At 32.5% G+C, this 17079-nt stretch carries 19 protein-coding genes; 18 read left to right on the top strand and 1 reads right to left on the bottom strand.

Going from position 1 to position 17079, the window contains the following annotated elements; genetic code table 11:
• The first annotated feature begins 31 nt into the window (after positions 1–31).
• From AB1282_RS21125 to rpsA, 6 genes are all read left to right on the top strand, one after another.
• On the top strand, positions 32–1312 hold the full coding sequence (locus AB1282_RS21125; RefSeq protein WP_056466735.1) for a Glu/Leu/Phe/Val family dehydrogenase: 1281 nt from the start codon (positions 32–34) through the stop codon (positions 1310–1312).
• A gap of 141 nt (positions 1313–1453) precedes the next feature.
• Positions 1454–2425: a YpdA family putative bacillithiol disulfide reductase gene (locus tag AB1282_RS21120; protein WP_056466732.1), complete on the top strand. Its 972-nt coding sequence runs from the start codon at positions 1454–1456 to the stop codon at positions 2423–2425.
• Between the two features lie 123 nt (positions 2426–2548).
• A complete protein-coding gene (locus AB1282_RS21115) occupies positions 2549–3517 on the top strand; it encodes an asparaginase (RefSeq protein WP_429900307.1) in 969 nt (322 codons plus the stop codon).
• A gap of 148 nt (positions 3518–3665) precedes the next feature.
• Positions 3666–3851, top strand: coding sequence for a DUF5359 family protein (locus AB1282_RS21110; RefSeq protein ID WP_069031855.1), 186 nt, complete (start codon positions 3666–3668; stop codon positions 3849–3851).
• A 137-nt stretch (positions 3852–3988) separates the two neighbouring features.
• Positions 3989–4669: a (d)CMP kinase gene (cmk, locus tag AB1282_RS21105; protein ID WP_056466725.1), complete on the top strand. Its 681-nt coding sequence runs from the start codon at positions 3989–3991 to the stop codon at positions 4667–4669.
• A gap of 108 nt (positions 4670–4777) precedes the next feature.
• Positions 4778–5896 (top strand): 30S ribosomal protein S1, encoded by a 1119-nt coding sequence (rpsA, locus tag AB1282_RS21100; protein WP_429900306.1) that lies wholly within the window; start codon positions 4778–4780, stop codon positions 5894–5896.
• Between the two features lie 47 nt (positions 5897–5943).
• Here the strand turns inward: rpsA and AB1282_RS21095 are convergent, their stop codons facing one another.
• Positions 5944–6081 (bottom strand): YpzI family protein, encoded by a 138-nt coding sequence (locus AB1282_RS21095; protein WP_082459340.1) that lies wholly within the window; start codon positions 6079–6081, stop codon positions 5944–5946.
• Positions 6082–6208: 127 nt separating this feature from the next.
• Between AB1282_RS21095 and AB1282_RS21090 the strand changes: the two genes are divergently transcribed.
• From AB1282_RS21090 to hepT, 12 genes are all read left to right on the top strand, one after another.
• The gene (locus AB1282_RS21090) at positions 6209–6799 is read left to right on the top strand and encodes a YphA family membrane protein (RefSeq protein ID WP_056466720.1); all 591 of its coding nucleotides are present in this window, start codon (positions 6209–6211) and stop codon (positions 6797–6799) included.
• A 132-nt stretch (positions 6800–6931) separates the two neighbouring features.
• Complete coding sequence (gene der / locus AB1282_RS21085; protein WP_056466717.1) at positions 6932–8242, top strand: ribosome biogenesis GTPase Der; 1311 nt, start codon at positions 6932–6934, stop codon at positions 8240–8242.
• A gap of 20 nt (positions 8243–8262) precedes the next feature.
• Positions 8263–9318, top strand: a complete 1056-nt coding sequence (locus AB1282_RS21080) for an NAD(P)H-dependent glycerol-3-phosphate dehydrogenase (protein ID WP_429900303.1) — start codon at positions 8263–8265, stop codon at positions 9316–9318.
• A gap of 131 nt (positions 9319–9449) precedes the next feature.
• Positions 9450–9719: a stage VI sporulation protein F gene (locus tag AB1282_RS21075; RefSeq protein WP_056466710.1), complete on the top strand. Its 270-nt coding sequence runs from the start codon at positions 9450–9452 to the stop codon at positions 9717–9719.
• A 443-nt stretch (positions 9720–10162) separates the two neighbouring features.
• Positions 10163–10360 (top strand): DUF2768 domain-containing protein, encoded by a 198-nt coding sequence (locus AB1282_RS21070; protein WP_056466707.1) that lies wholly within the window; start codon positions 10163–10165, stop codon positions 10358–10360.
• 20 nt (positions 10361–10380) lie between these two features.
• Positions 10381–11097, top strand: coding sequence for a hypothetical protein (locus AB1282_RS21065; RefSeq protein ID WP_390311459.1), 717 nt, complete (start codon positions 10381–10383; stop codon positions 11095–11097).
• Between the two features lie 196 nt (positions 11098–11293).
• The gene (gene spoIVA / locus AB1282_RS21060) at positions 11294–12772 is read left to right on the top strand and encodes a stage IV sporulation protein A (protein ID WP_390311458.1); all 1479 of its coding nucleotides are present in this window, start codon (positions 11294–11296) and stop codon (positions 12770–12772) included.
• A gap of 471 nt (positions 12773–13243) precedes the next feature.
• Positions 13244–13516 (top strand): HU family DNA-binding protein, encoded by a 273-nt coding sequence (locus AB1282_RS21055; protein WP_056466694.1) that lies wholly within the window; start codon positions 13244–13246, stop codon positions 13514–13516.
• Positions 13517–13758: 242 nt separating this feature from the next.
• A complete protein-coding gene (folE, locus tag AB1282_RS21050) occupies positions 13759–14331 on the top strand; it encodes a GTP cyclohydrolase I FolE (protein WP_056466689.1) in 573 nt (190 codons plus the stop codon).
• Positions 14332–14506: 175 nt separating this feature from the next.
• Entirely contained in the window at positions 14507–15178 is a 672-nt protein-coding gene (locus AB1282_RS21045; RefSeq protein ID WP_056466687.1) for a heptaprenyl diphosphate synthase component 1, read from the top strand.
• Positions 15179–15219: 41 nt separating this feature from the next.
• On the top strand, positions 15220–15930 hold the full coding sequence (locus AB1282_RS21040; protein WP_056466685.1) for a demethylmenaquinone methyltransferase: 711 nt from the start codon (positions 15220–15222) through the stop codon (positions 15928–15930).
• Positions 15931–15974: 44 nt separating this feature from the next.
• Positions 15975–16937 carry a heptaprenyl diphosphate synthase component II gene (gene hepT / locus AB1282_RS21035; protein ID WP_056466682.1) on the top strand — a complete coding sequence of 321 codons (963 nt, stop codon included), beginning with the start codon at positions 15975–15977 and terminating at the stop codon, positions 16935–16937.
• The last annotated feature ends 142 nt before the right edge of the window (positions 16938–17079 follow it).

Below are 17079 nucleotides of genomic sequence, written 5' to 3'. Positions count from 1 at the left end.
TTTCATAGTTCAAATTTCTAGGGGGTTTACAATGGTTGCCGAGAAATCTACAGAGAAAAATAGCAACACTGAAGAACAATTAGATGTACTAGCGCCTACACAAGTAGTTATTAAAGAAGCGTTAGAAAAATTAGGATATTCAAATGAAATGTATGAACTTTTAAAAGAACCAGTTCGTATGATGACTGTAAAAATTCCGGTTCGCATGGATGATGGACAAGTGAAAATTTTCACTGGTTACAGAGCTCAACATAATGATGCAGTAGGACCAACTAAAGGTGGTATCCGTTTCCATCCAAATGTAACAGAAAATGAAGTAAAAGCCCTTTCAATCTGGATGAGCTTAAAATGTGGAATTGTAGATTTACCATATGGTGGAGGTAAAGGTGGAATCGTTTGTGATCCACGTGATATGTCATTCCGTGAGTTAGAAAGACTTAGCCGCGGTTATGTTCGTGCAATTAGCCAAATCGTAGGACCAACTAAAGATATTCCAGCTCCAGACGTATTTACAAACTCACAAATTATGGCTTGGATGATGGATGAATATTCTAGAATAGATGAATTTAACTCACCTGGTTTTATTACTGGTAAACCATTAGTACTAGGTGGATCTCACGGCCGTGAAACAGCTACTGCTAAAGGTGTAACGATTGTAATTCGTGAAGCAGCAAAACGTAGAGGTATTGAATTAGAAGGTGCACGAGTTGTTATCCAAGGATTTGGTAATGCAGGTAGCTTCTTAGCGAAATTCATGCATGATGCTGGCGCAAAAGTTATTGGTATTTCTGATGCTTATGGTGCACTTCATGATCCAAACGGCTTAGACATTGATTATTTATTAGATCGTAGAGATAGCTTTGGTACAATTACTAAACTATTTAATAATACAATTTCAAATAAAGAATTATTAGAATTAGATTGTGATATCTTAGTTCCAGCAGCGATTGAAAATCAAATTACAAAAGATAATGCTCATAATATTAAAGCAAATATTGTAGTTGAAGCTGCAAACGGACCAACAACTCTTGAAGCTACTAAGATTTTAACAGAGCGCGGAATTTTATTAGTTCCAGACGTATTAGCTAGTGCTGGTGGCGTAACTGTTTCTTACTTTGAATGGGTACAGAATAACCAAGGTTACTACTGGACTGAAGAAGAAGTAGAAGATCGATTAGAAAAAGTTATGGTACGTTCATTTAATAATATTTATGAAACAAGTGTAAATAGAAAAGTAAATATGCGATTAGCTGCTTACATGGTTGGTGCGCGTAAAATGGCTGAAGCTAGCCGATTTAGAGGTTGGGTATAAGATTATATTTGAAGTTAAAAACAAGGTGGAAAATATCCACCTTGTTTTTTTTGATTAGCTATTATTAGACAAATTGAATATTTTACGTAAAATAGAAATAGTAAATAAATCTAAGACTCTAGTTTATTGGAGATGTTTCAAATGGAAAAAGTTGAAGTTCTGATCATTGGCGGAGGACCCTGTGGTATTGCAGCTTACTTAGCATTAAAAAATAAGGGGATATCTGCTTTAATAATTGAAAAAGGAAATATTGTCCATACCCTCAGTCGTTTTCCAACGCATCAAACATTTTTTAGTACAAGTGAAAAATTAGAAGTGGGAAATATTCCATTTATTATTGAAGGTAGAAAACCAAAAAAACACCAAGCTCTAGCATATTACCGTGATGTTGTTAAACGAAATAACATTAAAATTAATGCATATGAAGAGGTAAAAACAGTTAGTAAGAAAAATGATTTTATCATCGAATCCGTTACAATAAACGGTGAAGAAAAACGTTATGAAGCAAAAGCGGTAATTGTAGCAACTGGATATTATGACCAACCAAACTATTTATCGACGCCTGGTGAACAGCTTAGTAAAGTTTCACACTACTTTTTTGAAGGTCATAAACATTTTAATCAGAAGGTTGTCATTATTGGTGGTAAAAACTCAAGTGTTGACGCAGCACTAGAATTAGAAAAATGTGGAGCAGATGTAACTGTACTTTATAGAGGTAGCTCTTATTCACCAAGTATTAAACCATGGGTTCTACCAGAATTCGAGGCACTTGCCCGTTCTGAAACAATTAAAATGGAATTTAACGCAAATCTAATTGAAATCAAAGAATCATCAGTAGTATACGAAAAAGAAGGGCAAATAATTGAGATTGAGAATGACTTTGTCTATGCCATGACAGGATACCACCCAGATCATACATTAATTAAAAGTATGGGAGTAAAAGTTGATGATACAACAGGAAGACCTTTATTTAATCCAGAAACGATGGAAACAAATATTGAAGGTATTTATATTGCAGGGGTAATTGCTGCAGGAAACAATGCAAACGAAATTTTTATAGAAAATGGTCGTTTTCACGGTGACTTAATAGTTTCCCACTTAGCTAGTAAATAAAAATTTTAATTAAACTAAAAACGTAGCGATGCTACGTTTTTTTTATTAACGATTTTCAAGCCGTTTTCTGTTTACTTAAAGAATTTTAAAATGTTATAATTTCATGTGAAATGAGGTGCTAAAATGAAAAAAGTAGTATTAATAACAACGGGTGGAACGATTGCTAGCAAACCAAATGCAGAATCAGGTAAGTTAGATTCTGGAGCATTGTCAGGACAAGAAATTGCAGATATGCTCAATTTACCAAAAGACATAAATGTTATTGTTGATTCTTTTTTCCAAGTTCCAAGTATGCACATAGGCTTCGAACATTGGATGTTGTTAAAGAATAAGATTGAAGAATACTATCAAGATGAAACAATCGATGGGGTTGTTGTTACCCATGGAACTGATACGTTAGAAGAAACGGCTTATTTTTTAGATTTAACAATTGACGATGATCGTCCAGTTGTTATTACTGGCTCTCAAAGATCACCAGGTGAATTAGGTACCGATGCTTTTATCAATTTAAGACATGCTATTTATACTGCATCTGACGAATCTGCTCGAAACGTCGGTACAGTTGTTGTCTTTAATGAACGTATTTTTACTGCAAAATATGTTAAAAAAGAACATGCATCTAATATTCAAGGATTTAACGTATTTGGATTCGGATACTTAGGTATTATCGATAACGATAAAGTACATATCTATCAAAAACCGGTATTAAAGGATAAATACAAAATTACAAGTGAATTACCTCAAGTTGATATCATTAAATGTTATATTGAGGCAAAAGGATATTTAATTAAAGCAGCTGTTGAAAATGGAGCTAAAGGAATTGTCCTTGAAGGCGTTGGAAGAGGACAAGTTTCTCCACATATGACTGAAGAAATTGAAAAAGCTGTTAAAGATGGTGTTAAAGTAATCATCACAACTAGTTCTGAAGAAGGCGAAGTATATCCGACTTATGATTATTACGGAAGTGCCTATGATTTAGTTAATAAAGGTGTTATTTTAGGTAAAGATTATGATAGTAAAAAGGCAAGAATTAAATTAACTGTTATGTTAGCATCCGAAGTGAATGACATTCTTGAAGGATTCTCTAAATAATTTTTACTTGTCTATACATTTCACAAAAACGTGCTTAGCACGTTTTTTTAATTTGTTAAGAGATTGATGAATTAAAAATTAAATTCAAAATTGTGTATAAAATTATTTGAATCTAATCATACTGGTAATAAAAAAGGTATGATCTTAAATGAAAAGAATCGAGCGAATATTATTTAAATTAATTATTATTCAGTTATTTTGTTTAGTCATCAGTCAATACGTCTTATCATTCCCTAGTCTTTCTGTCTATTTAACCAAAATAGAATTGTATGAAGGTGTTACGCAAAAAGCTAAGGACGTCACGAGAGAAGTATATAATCATATTGGTAAATAGGTGAATTCGTCGGAATCATATGGTAATATAAAATAAAGCAGGCTAGCCTGCTTTATTTTTATTTGTTTTAATTTTTTAGGACATGATAAGATTAAAGGTTGCTATTGAAGTAGCACTTTTTTTATGTAGGAGGACTTATGAGTAAAAAAATTAGTATAGCGATAGATGGACCAGCAGCTGCCGGTAAAAGTACAGTTGCAAAGATTGTTGCAAAAAAATTAGGATATGTATACATAGATACAGGTGCCATGTACCGTGCTCTAACCTTTAAAGCAATCCAAAACAATATTGATGTCAATAACGAGATGGATTTAAGTAATTTACTTTCAAATATTACGATCAAGTTAATCCCGGAAGAAGGGACTCAAAAGGTTTTCATCGATGATGTAGATGTTTCAGAGCCAATAAGAACACCAGAAGTAACTAGAAACGTATCATTTGTTGCAAAACATAGTTTAGTTCGTGAAAAAATGGTCGATTTACAACGCCAATATGCCGTAAATGGTGGGGTTGTAATGGATGGAAGAGATATTGGGACTCATGTATTAGTCGGTGCAGAAGTTAAGATCTTTATGATTGCTTCTGTAGATGAACGTGCTCAAAGAAGACATATCGAAAATGTCAAAAATGGTTTTGAAAGTGATTTAGAGCAATTGAAAATAGAAATAGCGACAAGAGACAGAATTGACTCAGAAAGAGAAGTTTCACCATTGAAAAAAGCTGATGATGCAATCTCATTAGATACTACTTCAAAAAACATTGATGATGTCGTAAATGACATATTAACGATAGTCGAAGGGAAAATAAAAAATATTTAGAAGAATTAGTCATCAGATTTCTTGACTTTTCTGCTTATTTATTAGAAGGTAAAAGAGGATAATACATAATTGGCCTATCCATTTTTAAAACATAAGGAGGAATATGACATGGTTGAAAAAGTAATGCCAGAAGTTGGGGAAATTATCTCTTGTGTAGTAGAACAAATTGAAGATAAGCAAGCAATCGTAGGTTTCGGTGGAAAAACAGATGGTATTCTTCCAATAAAAGAAATTTCAAACGTACATATCGAAAACGTAAGTGAAGCGCTAACTGTTGGACAAGAAATTGAATTAAAGGTTATTAAAGTTGAAGAAGATACAGTTGTATTTTCTAAACGTGCCGTAGATTCAGTAAAGGCTTGGGAACAATTAGAAGGAAAATTAGCTAGTAAAGAAGTTTTTGAAGTAATCGTTACAGAGCAAGTAAATGGTGGACTAATTGCAGACGTAGGCGTTCGTGGATTTATTCCAGCTTCACTAGTTTCAAAAAAATTCGTTGAAGATCTAGGAAGCTTTGTTGGTCAATCGCTTGAAGTAGTAATTGAAGAACTAGATCGCGAAAAAAATCGAGTAATCTTATCTCATAAAGCTGTTGAGCAATTAAATGAAATTGAAAATCGCCGTCAAGCATACTCTTCTATTAAAGTTGGGCAAATCGTTGAAGGTAAAGTAGAAAGATTAACAAATTTCGGTGCTTTTGTAAATATTGGTGGAATAGATGGGCTAGTCCATGTATCTCAAATGTCTCATAAAAGAGTTACAAAACCTGAAGAGATTGTATCTGTAGGAGATACTGTAAAAGTTCAAGTTCTTTCAATTGACACAGATACAAACCGTATTGCTTTATCAATGAAAGCAATTCAGCCAGGACCATGGGATCAATTAAATCCAAGCATTAAAGCCGAGGCGGTTATCGAGGGTACTGTAAAACGTCTTACAAACTTTGGTGCATTTGTAGAAGTACAAAATGGAATTGAAGGATTAGTTCATGTTTCCCAAATTGCTGATAAGCATATTAAAAATCCAAACGAAGTCTTAACTGTTGGTCAAGAAGTAAAAGTAAAAGTTTTAGAAATTAATCCTACTGAAAAACGCTTATCATTAAGCATTAAAGAAGCTGGTGAAGCTGAACTTCAAGAGGATATTGCTAAATACGTACAACCAAGTGAAAGTGGTTTCCAATTAAGCGAACTACTTGGTGATAAGTTAAATAAATTTAAAAAATAATAAAAAATCCTTCAGCCATTTGCTGAAGGATTTTTATTTAGAACACTTTAGTTATGCTGATTTTCTGCTCTTGCCTCTTCAGGTGTGTCTAAACGTGTAGCACCTTTATAATGTATGCTTTGATCTCGATCAGATTCAACTCTTCTAGATTGTTTAAGTTTCTTTTCTTGACGATCTTTTCCCACTCGATTCACCTCCAAAAAAATCTCATTTATAGATTCGTTTTAAATGCAACTTCTTATACACTTTCTTTTCGATTTGATTATTTTTGAATATGAATTGTTCATACTAGTACTATTAGGAGGTTTTTGTGTGCAGGGTAGTTTATTTATATTTACTTCTTGGATTATTGTTTTATTTCTTTTGTTTTATAGGGATCGAACTAAGAAGAATTTCTTGTATTTATCTGGAGTGCTTATATTAATTAGTTGTTCAGCTTATACAATTGATCTATTTTCAATTGAAATAAATCTTTCATATATCATTATAATTTTTATCATAAGCTACTTTATTAGTTTATTAAATTTAATTGAGCAAATAGTTCATTTCTTTAAAGGCTTGATTATAGGAATGACATATAGTGTAGTTACACTGCTATCGATTTATGATCCTGCAAGCTTTTTTATTGATGAGAGAATAATTAGTTCATTTTTAGTATTACTACTTACTTTCTTTTTAAGTAAATCCTATTATGACAAAATTCGTTATATAACAATCGGTCTAGTTCAGGGAGAAATTTTTAATTATATTACGTTTAAGTCGATTGATTTTAAATATATAATTGGAGATTTAAGTTGGTTTGATACATTATTAATGTCTATTTTATTATTGTCAGCAATTCAATTCATAGTAATTTACGTATCAAAAGTAAGTCTCAAAAATAGAAAATTACTAAAAAGTTGAAGTGTATTGGTTTTTTCTCGTGTTTTTTGTTAAAATAGATAAGTTATTTAAATAAATCAATTTTTAATACTAAACTAAAACTCATTTAGATGATTTAAATGGTACATAGTTATGCTAGGAAGGATGAATTAAATGTCTAAACCGACAGTTGCAATAGTTGGACGACCAAATGTAGGGAAATCAACTATTTTTAATAGGGTAGTGGGAGAAAGAATTTCAATTGTAGAAGATATTCCAGGAGTTACTCGTGATCGTATTTACAGTTCAGGAGAGTGGTTAAATCAAGAATTTAGTTTAATCGATACAGGTGGAATTGACATCGGTGATGAGCCATTTTTAGAGCAAATTCGTCAACAAGCTGAAATCGCAATTGATGAAGCGGATGTTATTATTTTTCTAACAAATGGACGTGAAGGTGTTACAGCGGCAGATGAGGAAGTTGCTAAAATCCTTTATAAAACAAAAAAACCGGTAGTATTAGCCGTTAATAAAGTCGATAATCCTGAAATGAGAAGCGATATTTACGACTTTTATGCATTAGGTTTTGGAGAAGTATTTCCAATCTCAGGTTCACATGGTTTAGGAATAGGTGATTTACTTGATGAAGTTGTAAAACATTTCCCTGAGCAAGAAGATGATAATTACGATGAAGAGACAATTAAATTTAGTTTAATTGGACGACCAAATGTAGGGAAGTCATCTTTAGTAAATGCATTATTAGGTCAAGAACGTGTAATTGTAAGTAATGTTGCAGGAACTACACGTGATGCAGTCGATACGCCTTATTCAAAAGATGGCCAAGACTATGTCATTATCGATACAGCTGGTATGAGAAAAAAAGGTAAAGTTTATGAAAGTACGGAAAAATACAGCGTATTACGTGCTTTACGTGCAATTGAGAGATCAGATGTCGTCTTAGTTGTATTAGATGGTGAAGAAGGTATTATCGAACAAGATAAGAAAATCGCTGGTTATGCTCATCAAGCAGGTAGATCAATTGTTATTGTTGTAAATAAATGGGATGCAGTAGAAAAAGATGAAAAAACGATGAATGATTTCATTGAAAACATTCGAGCACATTTCCAATTCTTAGACTACGCTCCAATTGTATTCCTATCAGCTAAAACGAAGAAACGAACTCAAACTTTATTACCGATGATAAATAAAGCATGTGAAAGCCATAGTTTACGTGTTCCAACAAATGTACTAAATGATGTTATTATGGATGCAATTGCGATGAATCCAACACCTACACATAATGGACAAAGATTAAGAGTGTATTATGCAACTCAAGTAGCAATTAAACCACCAACATTTGTTGTTTTTGTAAATGATCCTGAATTACTTCATTTTAGTTACGAGCGTTTCTTAGAAAATCGTATTAGAGATGCTTTTGATTTCGAGGGATCTCCAATTAAGATTATCGGTCGTGCACGAGCTTAAATTCGAAATATGGATTCTTTATGAAGGGGAGTGTTGATTTGGAAAAAATCGCTGTTTTAGGTGCAGGTAGTTGGGGAACTGCTTTAGCCATGGTTTTATCAGATAATGGGCATACGGTTACTTTATGGGGAAATAAATCCGAACAAATAAATGAAATAAATGAACAACATACGAATAAAAGATACTTACCGGAAATTAATTTACCTCAAAATTTAAAGGGATCGGTTAATTTAAAGGAAGCAATCAATGGGGCTAACTATATTTTGCTTGTTGTACCGACTAAAGCAATAAGAGAAGTTTGTCAGCAATTAAATAATGAATTAACGAACGAAGTTACGATCATCCATGCAAGTAAAGGGATTGAGCCAGACACATCTAAGCGTGTTTCTGAAATGATCTCTGAAGAAATTGATTCGAAATTCTTAAAATCGGTAGTAGTATTATCAGGACCAAGTCATGCTGAAGAAGTTGCTTTAAGACATCCAACGACTGTAACATCGGCATCAAAAAATATGGAAGATGCGGAAATTGTTCAAAAATTATTCTCAAATGGTTATTTCCGTGTATACACAAACGAAGATGTAATCGGTGTAGAAATTGGTGGAGCATTAAAGAATATTATCGCACTTGCTGCTGGTATTACTGACGGACTTGGGTATGGCGACAATGCCAAAGCTGCATTAATGACACGAGGACTTGCAGAAATAATTCGTTTAGGTAAGGCTATGGGAGCGAATACTCAAACTTTTGCTGGTTTAACTGGAATGGGCGACTTAATCGTAACTTGTACGAGTGTCCATAGTCGTAACTGGAGAGCCGGTAATTTATTAGGGAAAGGCAAATCTTTAGACGAAGTACTAGATAATATGGGTATGGTCGTTGAAGGAGTTCGCACGACTAAGGCTGCATATCAATTAGCAAAACAAGTAAATGTAGAAATGCCAATTGTTAATGAATTACACGCAGTTTTATTTGAAAATAAAAATCCTAAATTAGCAGTTGATGCACTTATGTCTCGTGTAAAAAAACATGAAGGCGAAAGTACTTCAAATTATATAAGCGATCTTGCCGAGTAATTAATTTATATAGTAAGATTAAAAGCATTAAAACTTTGTTTTAATGCTTTTTCTTTTATGGACTAAAATAGGCGTTTCACCATTTCTCTTTTTTTGCATAGCATATTTGTATAGAAAAGAAGGAGGTTTGAATGGTGACTAATAATAATCCAAATGGTTTCTTCGATAAAATTGAAAAGAAAGCAAATGTAAGCAAATCAGATATTTTTAAAGTCGCTGATTCAGTAAAAGATGCAAACTTTAAAGATGAAGCAACTGTTAGAAAACTAGTTCGTCAAATTGCATTGATGACAGGTCGTCAAGTTTCTAAGGAAAAAGAAGACAAAATCGTTCAAGCAATTGTTACAAATAATATGCCATTAGATTTTCAATCATTAACAAATATGTTTAAACAAAAATAATTGGGCTTATTCTTCAGCGATGTATTTAGTGCATAATCATACATTTTCGCATAATATAGAATGACTTATACCGGATGTATTCTGGTGGGTGTTAGTCGAAGAAGATTACGAAGCAATTGCCCCAGTTTGCTTCGAAGAAAGAAGGAGTATATTTTTACTTTTTCTTTCTTTTTATTTTGCACTTTTAAATATGTGAATGGTCCTGAGTGCCTCCTTGGTTCGTTTTAACAAGGAGGTATTTTGATGGTGTTTGTTAAGGTGTAACTAGTGAATTTGTTCTAATGGATTTTTTATGAAGCAAAGAAATAAATTAATAACTTCCAAGTATACTTAAGCATTAAATAAGTCGATAATGTCTTAATAGGATTAAAAAAGATTTTAATTCAAATCATGTGATTATTTTGATACTATAATAATGGTAGAAAATACATAGGGGGAACATAATGAACGCGGCACATATTAATGAAATTATTTCTTTTGTAGGAATCGGCTTAATGCTTTTATCATTATTTTTAATTTTCTTGAGTAGAAACAAAATAAAAATAAAATTTTTAAAAATGATTACAGCCTTCATTGCATATATGTCTTTAATTATTTCAGGGATTTTAATTACATATATCGTGTTAAGCTGGCCTAGTTAATGAGAATAAAGGGGACTAACATGAAAAAGCTATTTCTTTCCATTCTAATGTGCTTTGTAATTAGTTTATTAAGTGGCTGTTTATATCCACAAGATAAACTTGCACAAAATCAAGTACCATATGATGATCAATTGCAATCTGTTCAAACTGCAGTTAATAAATTTAAGGAAAACAATTCAGGAATGTTACCTATAAAAAACAAGGATATGAGTACACCAATTTATATTAAATATCCAATTGATTTTACAAAACTAACACCTGGCTATTTAAGTGATGCACCTGGTAATTCTTATGAAAATGGTGGGATCTTTCAGTACGTATTAATAGATGCAGAAAAGAATCCGACGGTTAAATTAGTCGATCTTAGAATTGCAGAAAAACTAAGAGATGTATCCTTAAGAGTAGAAGTTTATAAAGATAAACATACATACCCACCAATCAAGAAAACATTGGCTAATGGTGTTTTTCTATTAAACTATAAAAAGATGGGTTTCAAAGAAGAACCGTTCGTAGTCAGTCCTTATAGCAATAAGAACTTACCAATCATAATGGGGAATGATGGGGAGTTCTATGTTGACTATTCAACTGATTTATATGCAAAAATTAAAGAAGCGAAAAATTATAAATTCGGTGAAGATATTCGTTCTATTTTAGTAAAAGACTCTCCAATCGTGCCTGCATACTCACTTCCATATACGATTAAAGATGGACAACCGGTGTTTTTAGAACAAAAATAAATAATATAAATCATAATCCTTTGATAAAAGAATACATTTTATCGAAGGATTTTTTTATTTGATCCGAAGTGAGTAAAAAGAAAAAATAAAAAATCTTGTCATAACTCACTAGGACAACATCATAGAATGATATTGTCATAGGTATACTACTTCAAGTCAATTATTCCCATGTATTGATAAATCGGGAGGGGAACACATGGAAAAGATAGATATTTTTAAAGACATTGCCGAGCGCACAGGAGGAGATATCTACTTAGGTGTTGTAGGTGCCGTGCGTACTGGTAAATCAACATTTATTAAACGCTTTATGGAAGCAGTTGTAATCCCTAATATTCAAAATGAAGCGGATCGTGCTAGAGCACATGATGAATTACCTCAAAGCGCTGCAGGTAAAACAATAATGACTACTGAACCAAAATTCGTTCCGAATCAAGGAGTTAAAATTCATGTAGCGGATGGGTTAGATGTAAATATTCGATTAGTAGATTGCGTTGGTTATAGTGTGCCAGGAGCTAAAGGGTATGAGGATGAAAATGGTCCTAGAATGATTAGCACTCCTTGGTATGAAGAACCGATTCCATTTAATGAAGCGGCGGAAATCGGTACAAGAAAAGTTATTCAAGAGCATTCAACAATTGGAGTTGTTGTAACAACTGATGGCACAATTGGAGAAATAGCTAGATATGATTATATCGAAGCAGAGGAAAGAGTAGTTGCTGAATTAAAAGAAGTTGGAAAGCCTTTCATTATGGTGATCAACTCTTCTCAGCCATATCATCCTAATACAGAGGCACTTAGACAAGAACTATCTGATAAGTACGATATTCCTGTCATTGCATTAAGTGTTGAAGCAATGCGCGAAGGAGATGTAATGAACGTACTTCGCGAAGCTTTATATGAATTCCCAGTCCTTGAGGTGAACGTAAACTTACCTAGCTGGGTATTAGTTTTAAAAGAAAATCACTGGCTACGCCAAAGCTACCAAGAAGCAATACAAGAAACAGTTAAAGATATTAAGCGATTAAGAGATGTAGACTATGTAGTTGGCCAATTTAGTGATTATGAATTTATTGAACATGCACAACTAGCTGGAATAGATATGGGTCAAGGGGTTGCAGAGATTGATTTATCTGCACCAGATGAGTTATATGATCAAGTCTTAAAAGAGGTTGTAGGAGTAGAAATTCGCGGAAAAGATCATTTATTAGAATTAATGCAAGATTTCGCTCATGCAAAACAAGAATATGATCAAGTAGCAGATGCTTTAAGAATGGTTAAACAGACCGGCTATGGAATTGCTGCACCTTCACTTTTAGATATGAGCTTGGATGAGCCAGAAATTATACGCCATGGTTCAAGGTTTGGGGTGAAATTAAAAGCAGTAGCACCTTCTATTCATATGATTAAAGTTGATGTCGAGTCAACGTTTGAACCAATCATCGGAACTGAAAAACAAAGTGAAGAACTTGTTAAATACTTAATGCAAGATTTTGAAGATAATCCATTATCAATTTGGAACTCAGATATATTTGGACGTTCATTAAGTTCAATCGTGCGTGAAGGCATCCAAGCGAAACTTTCTCTAATGCCTGAAAATGCAAGATATAAATTGAAGGAAACTTTAGAAAGAATTATTAACGAAGGAAGTGGCGGTTTAATTGCAATTATCCTTTAATTATTAATTGATCAGGTGGTAAAAACCATCTGATTTTTTTGTGTTTGCTATAAATAAAGGTTAATCTTTAAAAAATCTAATCGTTATTTTTATTTAAGGAAATGAAATTTGAAGAAAAAACATAGAAAATTAGTAAGATAAAATAAATAATATTCGACAAATTTCAACAAAAGTTAATTTATTAAAAATCATCAAAAAAATTAAAAAAATGCCAATTAATACAGTAATCATCGTACTTTCACGAGACCTTGTAACAAAATTGAAGACGAAACATGAATTTTTCAGAAAAATCACCACCTGTTTTCGAGTAATTCCAACATTTTCTTATAAAACATATTGAAAAAAGCCGTAGAATCGTATAATATAAGGCATGACAAAGAAATTAATTGGAATTTGTTGTATAAAATTTAAAATTTTGGTCACAAATGAAATTAAGAAACATTTCTAAAATTTTGGGAGGAGGTGAAAGACATGAACAAAACAGATTTAATCAATGCAGTTGCTGAAGCTGGTGAATTAACTAAAAAACAAGCTACTTTAGCAGTAGACGCTGTATTCGAATCAATTCTTGGTGCGTTACAAAACGGGGATAAAGTACAATTAATCGGATTTGGTAACTTTGAAGTTCGTGAGCGTGCAGCTCGTAAAGGACGTAATCCACAAACTGGCGAGGAAATCGAAATCGCAGCTAGTAAAGTTCCAGCTTTCAAACCTGGTAAAGCGCTTAAGGATGCAGTAAAATAATTACATAATTTAAGCGAAAAAGAAGGATGCTAATAAAAGCATCCTTCTTTTTTTGCTAAAAAAAGTCCAAAAAGTCCCATGATTTTGGGATCAATCATTAATTTTGGACATAGAAAGCGTTGTTTTTAGGTGATCTTAAAGAAAGTATCCTTCTTTTTTTGCCTATAAAAAAAGAATTATGTTAAAATAAAACGAATCTGATAGTGAATATTAGAATTTTTTTTAGCATGGGGGATCAATTAATGAATGAAGTTAATTTAGAAAAAATTGAACAAGCGGTTCGTCTAATTCTCGAAGCTATCGGTGATGATCCAAATAGAGAAGGAATTTACGAAACGCCAAAGCGAGTTGCGAAAATGTATGCTGAAGTATTCTCTGGTATGCGCCAAGATGAAAAAGCTCATTTACATAAAGTATTTGGTGAAGATCATGAAGAATTAGTTCTTGTAAAAGATATTCCATTCCATTCAATGTGCGAACATCATCTATTACCTTTTTACGGAGTTGCTCATGTAGCGTACATTCCTAGAAATGGTAGAGTAACTGGTTTAAGTAAATTAGCACGTACTGTAGAAACAGTAGCTAAAAGACCTCAGTTACAAGAGCGTATTACTGCCTCAGTAGTAGATGCTATTATGGAAGTGCTACAACCACACGGTGCAATGGTAGTTGTAGAAGCTGAACATATGTGTATGTCTATGCGTGGAGTAAGAAAACCAGGCTCAAAAACTGTTACGACTGCAGTTCGTGGCTCACTTAAAGAAGATGTGCAAGGAAGAAATGAAATACTTGCAATGATTCATTCAACTAAATAGAATCTAATAATCAAAAAGCAGGGCGTTTGACAGGCAGTCTAAAAAGCCGGAAGTCCTGCTTTTTTTAAAATATTCATTATAAAATAATTCAAGTTGATTGAGCAATCAACTTATACCATCTAAAATACTTATGGTATAATGAAAAAATCAGTTATAAATGGAATGGATGGAAATAATGAATAGTATTCACGAGTTAAAAAATGAAGTAATCACTCAAATCTTACATACGATTAAACACCCATATTTAAATCAACATCTGCAAGCACCGACAATTGATGATGTAAAGGTTACTTTATTAATAAATTTATTAAATGATCACAATTTTACGAGTGATAAAATTGTACATTACTGTAAAGCCTTGATGATTCATCAAATTGCATTAGATACTCATGAAAAGGTATCCACATATGAAGGTACTCCAATGGATCGTGAGAAGAAACAATTAACCGTTTTAGAAGGAGACTTATATAGTGGACTATACTACGATGCTCTGTCTAAAACTGGGGAAATTGGTTTAATTCGAGAACTGTCATATGCTGTTAAAGAAATGAATGAAGAGAAGATCAATCTAGTTCATGAACAATTTAGTTCTTTAGAAGATCTTTTCAACTGTATAACTGTAATCGAATCAACTATACTTGTACATTTTGCAAAATTTATTTCAGCAGAAGAATCTATAAAGCATATTGAGCAAGAATGTTTAATGTCAAGACTGAAAAAAGAATTCGAACAATCTTCAGTTGAAAATTACTCTGATTTTATTTCTCAATTTCAAAGAATAATGGGGATTGTTGATTTAGCTAAAACAAAAGAAGAATTATCAAAAATAATACAATTACAAAATTAATCTACATAGAAGTAATCGTAATTAGTTTAGTGGGGGTTTATATGACTCAATCAAAAGAAGAACGCGTACATGACGTGTTTGAAAAGATTTACAATAAATATGATACAATGAATGGTATTATTAGTTTTAGACGACATATTGCTTGGCGCAAACAAACTATGAAAATTATGAATGTTCAAAAGGGTATGAAAGCGCTTGATGTATGCTGTGGTACTGGTGAATGGACAATTGCACTTGCAAATACAGTTGGAAAAGACGGAGAAGTAGTAGGATTAGACTTTAGCAAAAATATGCTATCAATTGGTGAAGAAAAAGTTAAAAATATGCATTTGGACCAAGTAAAATTAATTCATGGCAATGCTATGGAGTTACCATTTGAGGACAACTATTTTGATGTCGTTACAATTGGATTTGGTTTAAGAAATGTTCCAGATTATTATCAAGTGTTGAAGGAAATGACAAGAGTCGTGAAACCTGGGGGTATTGTTGTGTGTTTAGAAACATCACAACCGACTGCATTTGGTATTAGACATGTGTATAAAGCGTATTTTAAATACATCATGCCGATTTTTGGGAAAATATTTGCTAAAAGCTTTAAAGAATATTCTTGGCTACAAGAAAGTGCAAGCACGTTCCCAGGAATGAATGAACTTGCAAATCTTTTCAAAAAAGCAGGATTAGAAAAAATAAAAATTAAACCTTATACTTTTGGTGTAGCAGCAATGCATTTAGGTGTTAAACCAAAAAGCTAGTTACAAAAAAGCGAGAAAATGGGATGAATAGTAAGGTGAACGGAATGAAGGTTAAATGGAAATATTCTTATTTAAAAAAGGACATTAATGAGATTGAAAGCACGCTTCATAAAGTAGTTAATTCTTCACAGCCAATTTTGAAAAACGCATCTGTACAGTTGCTTGAATCTGGTGGTAAAAGAATTAGACCAGTTTTTGTATTGCTTAGTGCTAAATTTGGACAATATAACCTTCAATCGATTAAAAATGTAGCAGCTACTTTGGAAATCATACATATGGCATCATTAGTTCATGATGATGTAATTGATGAAGCTAGTTTACGAAGAGGTAAACCGACAATCAATTCCACTTACAATGATCGTGTTGCTATGTATGCAGGGGATTTTTTATTTGCAAAAGCATTGGAATGTATGTCAGAAATCGAAATCCCATTGGCCCATCAAAAATTATCTGAGACTATTTTAGAGATTTGTTTAGGTGAGATTGAACAAATAAAAGATAAATATAATTTTGACCAAAATTTAAAATGTTATTTAAGAAGAATTAAACGAAAAACTGCACTTTTAATTTCAGCAAGTTGTGAAATTGGTGCAATTGCATCAGGAGCCTCTCCGGCTTTTCAAAAGTGTTTAAAAGATTACGGATACTATTTAGGTATGTCCTTTCAAATTATGGACGATATTCTTGATTTTACGGCTTCTGAGAAAGAATTAGGAAAACCATCAGGTAGCGATTTAATCCAAGGGAATATTACATTACCTGTCTTGTTTGCGATGAATGATTTAGCTCTTAAAGAGAAAATTGAATCCGTTTATGAAGGAATCGATCCGGAATCTGTAAAACCTCTTATCAATCAAATTCGTAAAAGTACATATATTAAAGCAGCAAGAAAAGTCAGTGAAGCATATTTACAAAAATCTTTAAACAGTATCAATAGCCTTCCTAATAGTGAAGCAAAGGAAATGTTAATATTAATTGCTAAAAATATTGGAAATCGAAAAAACTAGAGGCGGGGAAAATGCTAGTGCATTTACAACTGCCTCTTTTGGCTTTTTAGATACGTATAGAACTCCCGTTAATCAGTTATATTGATTAAAGTTAACGAATAATCTGGAAGCGATTTCAATTTTTATAATATAACAAGATTTT

Source organism: Gottfriedia sp. S16(2024) (genome assembly GCF_050473765.1).
Taxonomy (GTDB): Bacteria; Bacillota; Bacilli; order Bacillales; family Bacillaceae_G; genus Gottfriedia.
The sequence above is the reverse complement of the archived record's forward strand: the minus strand, read 5'-3'. Positions and strand labels throughout refer to the sequence as shown.

What these genes read in the sequence shown, in the direction of transcription:
- AB1282_RS21115 (WP_429900307.1), top strand. Translation starts at nt 2,549, where the DNA reads ATGAAAAAAGTAGTATTAATAACAACGGGTGGAACGATTGCTAGCAAA.
- AB1282_RS21110 (WP_069031855.1), top strand. Translation starts at nt 3,666, where the DNA reads ATGAAAAGAATCGAGCGAATATTATTTAAATTAATTATTATTCAGTTA.
- AB1282_RS21065 (WP_390311459.1), top strand. Translation starts at nt 10,381, where the DNA reads ATGAAAAAGCTATTTCTTTCCATTCTAATGTGCTTTGTAATTAGTTTA.
- folE (WP_056466689.1), top strand. Translation starts at nt 13,759, where the DNA reads ATGAATGAAGTTAATTTAGAAAAAATTGAACAAGCGGTTCGTCTAATT.
- AB1282_RS21075 (WP_056466710.1), top strand. Translation starts at nt 9,450, where the DNA reads ATGGTGACTAATAATAATCCAAATGGTTTCTTCGATAAAATTGAAAAG.
- rpsA (WP_429900306.1), top strand. Translation starts at nt 4,778, where the DNA reads ATGGTTGAAAAAGTAATGCCAGAAGTTGGGGAAATTATCTCTTGTGTA.
- AB1282_RS21045 (WP_056466687.1), top strand. Translation starts at nt 14,507, where the DNA reads ATGAATAGTATTCACGAGTTAAAAAATGAAGTAATCACTCAAATCTTA.
- AB1282_RS21055 (WP_056466694.1), top strand. Translation starts at nt 13,244, where the DNA reads ATGAACAAAACAGATTTAATCAATGCAGTTGCTGAAGCTGGTGAATTA.
- der (WP_056466717.1), top strand. Translation starts at nt 6,932, where the DNA reads ATGTCTAAACCGACAGTTGCAATAGTTGGACGACCAAATGTAGGGAAA.
- AB1282_RS21125 (WP_056466735.1), top strand. Translation starts at nt 32, where the DNA reads ATGGTTGCCGAGAAATCTACAGAGAAAAATAGCAACACTGAAGAACAA.
- AB1282_RS21040 (WP_056466685.1), top strand. Translation starts at nt 15,220, where the DNA reads ATGACTCAATCAAAAGAAGAACGCGTACATGACGTGTTTGAAAAGATT.
- AB1282_RS21070 (WP_056466707.1), top strand. Translation starts at nt 10,163, where the DNA reads ATGAACGCGGCACATATTAATGAAATTATTTCTTTTGTAGGAATCGGC.
- cmk (WP_056466725.1), top strand. Translation starts at nt 3,989, where the DNA reads ATGAGTAAAAAAATTAGTATAGCGATAGATGGACCAGCAGCTGCCGGT.
- hepT (WP_056466682.1), top strand. Translation starts at nt 15,975, where the DNA reads ATGAAGGTTAAATGGAAATATTCTTATTTAAAAAAGGACATTAATGAG.
- spoIVA (WP_390311458.1), top strand. Translation starts at nt 11,294, where the DNA reads ATGGAAAAGATAGATATTTTTAAAGACATTGCCGAGCGCACAGGAGGA.
- AB1282_RS21080 (WP_429900303.1), top strand. Translation starts at nt 8,263, where the DNA reads ATGAAGGGGAGTGTTGATTTGGAAAAAATCGCTGTTTTAGGTGCAGGT.
- AB1282_RS21120 (WP_056466732.1), top strand. Translation starts at nt 1,454, where the DNA reads ATGGAAAAAGTTGAAGTTCTGATCATTGGCGGAGGACCCTGTGGTATT.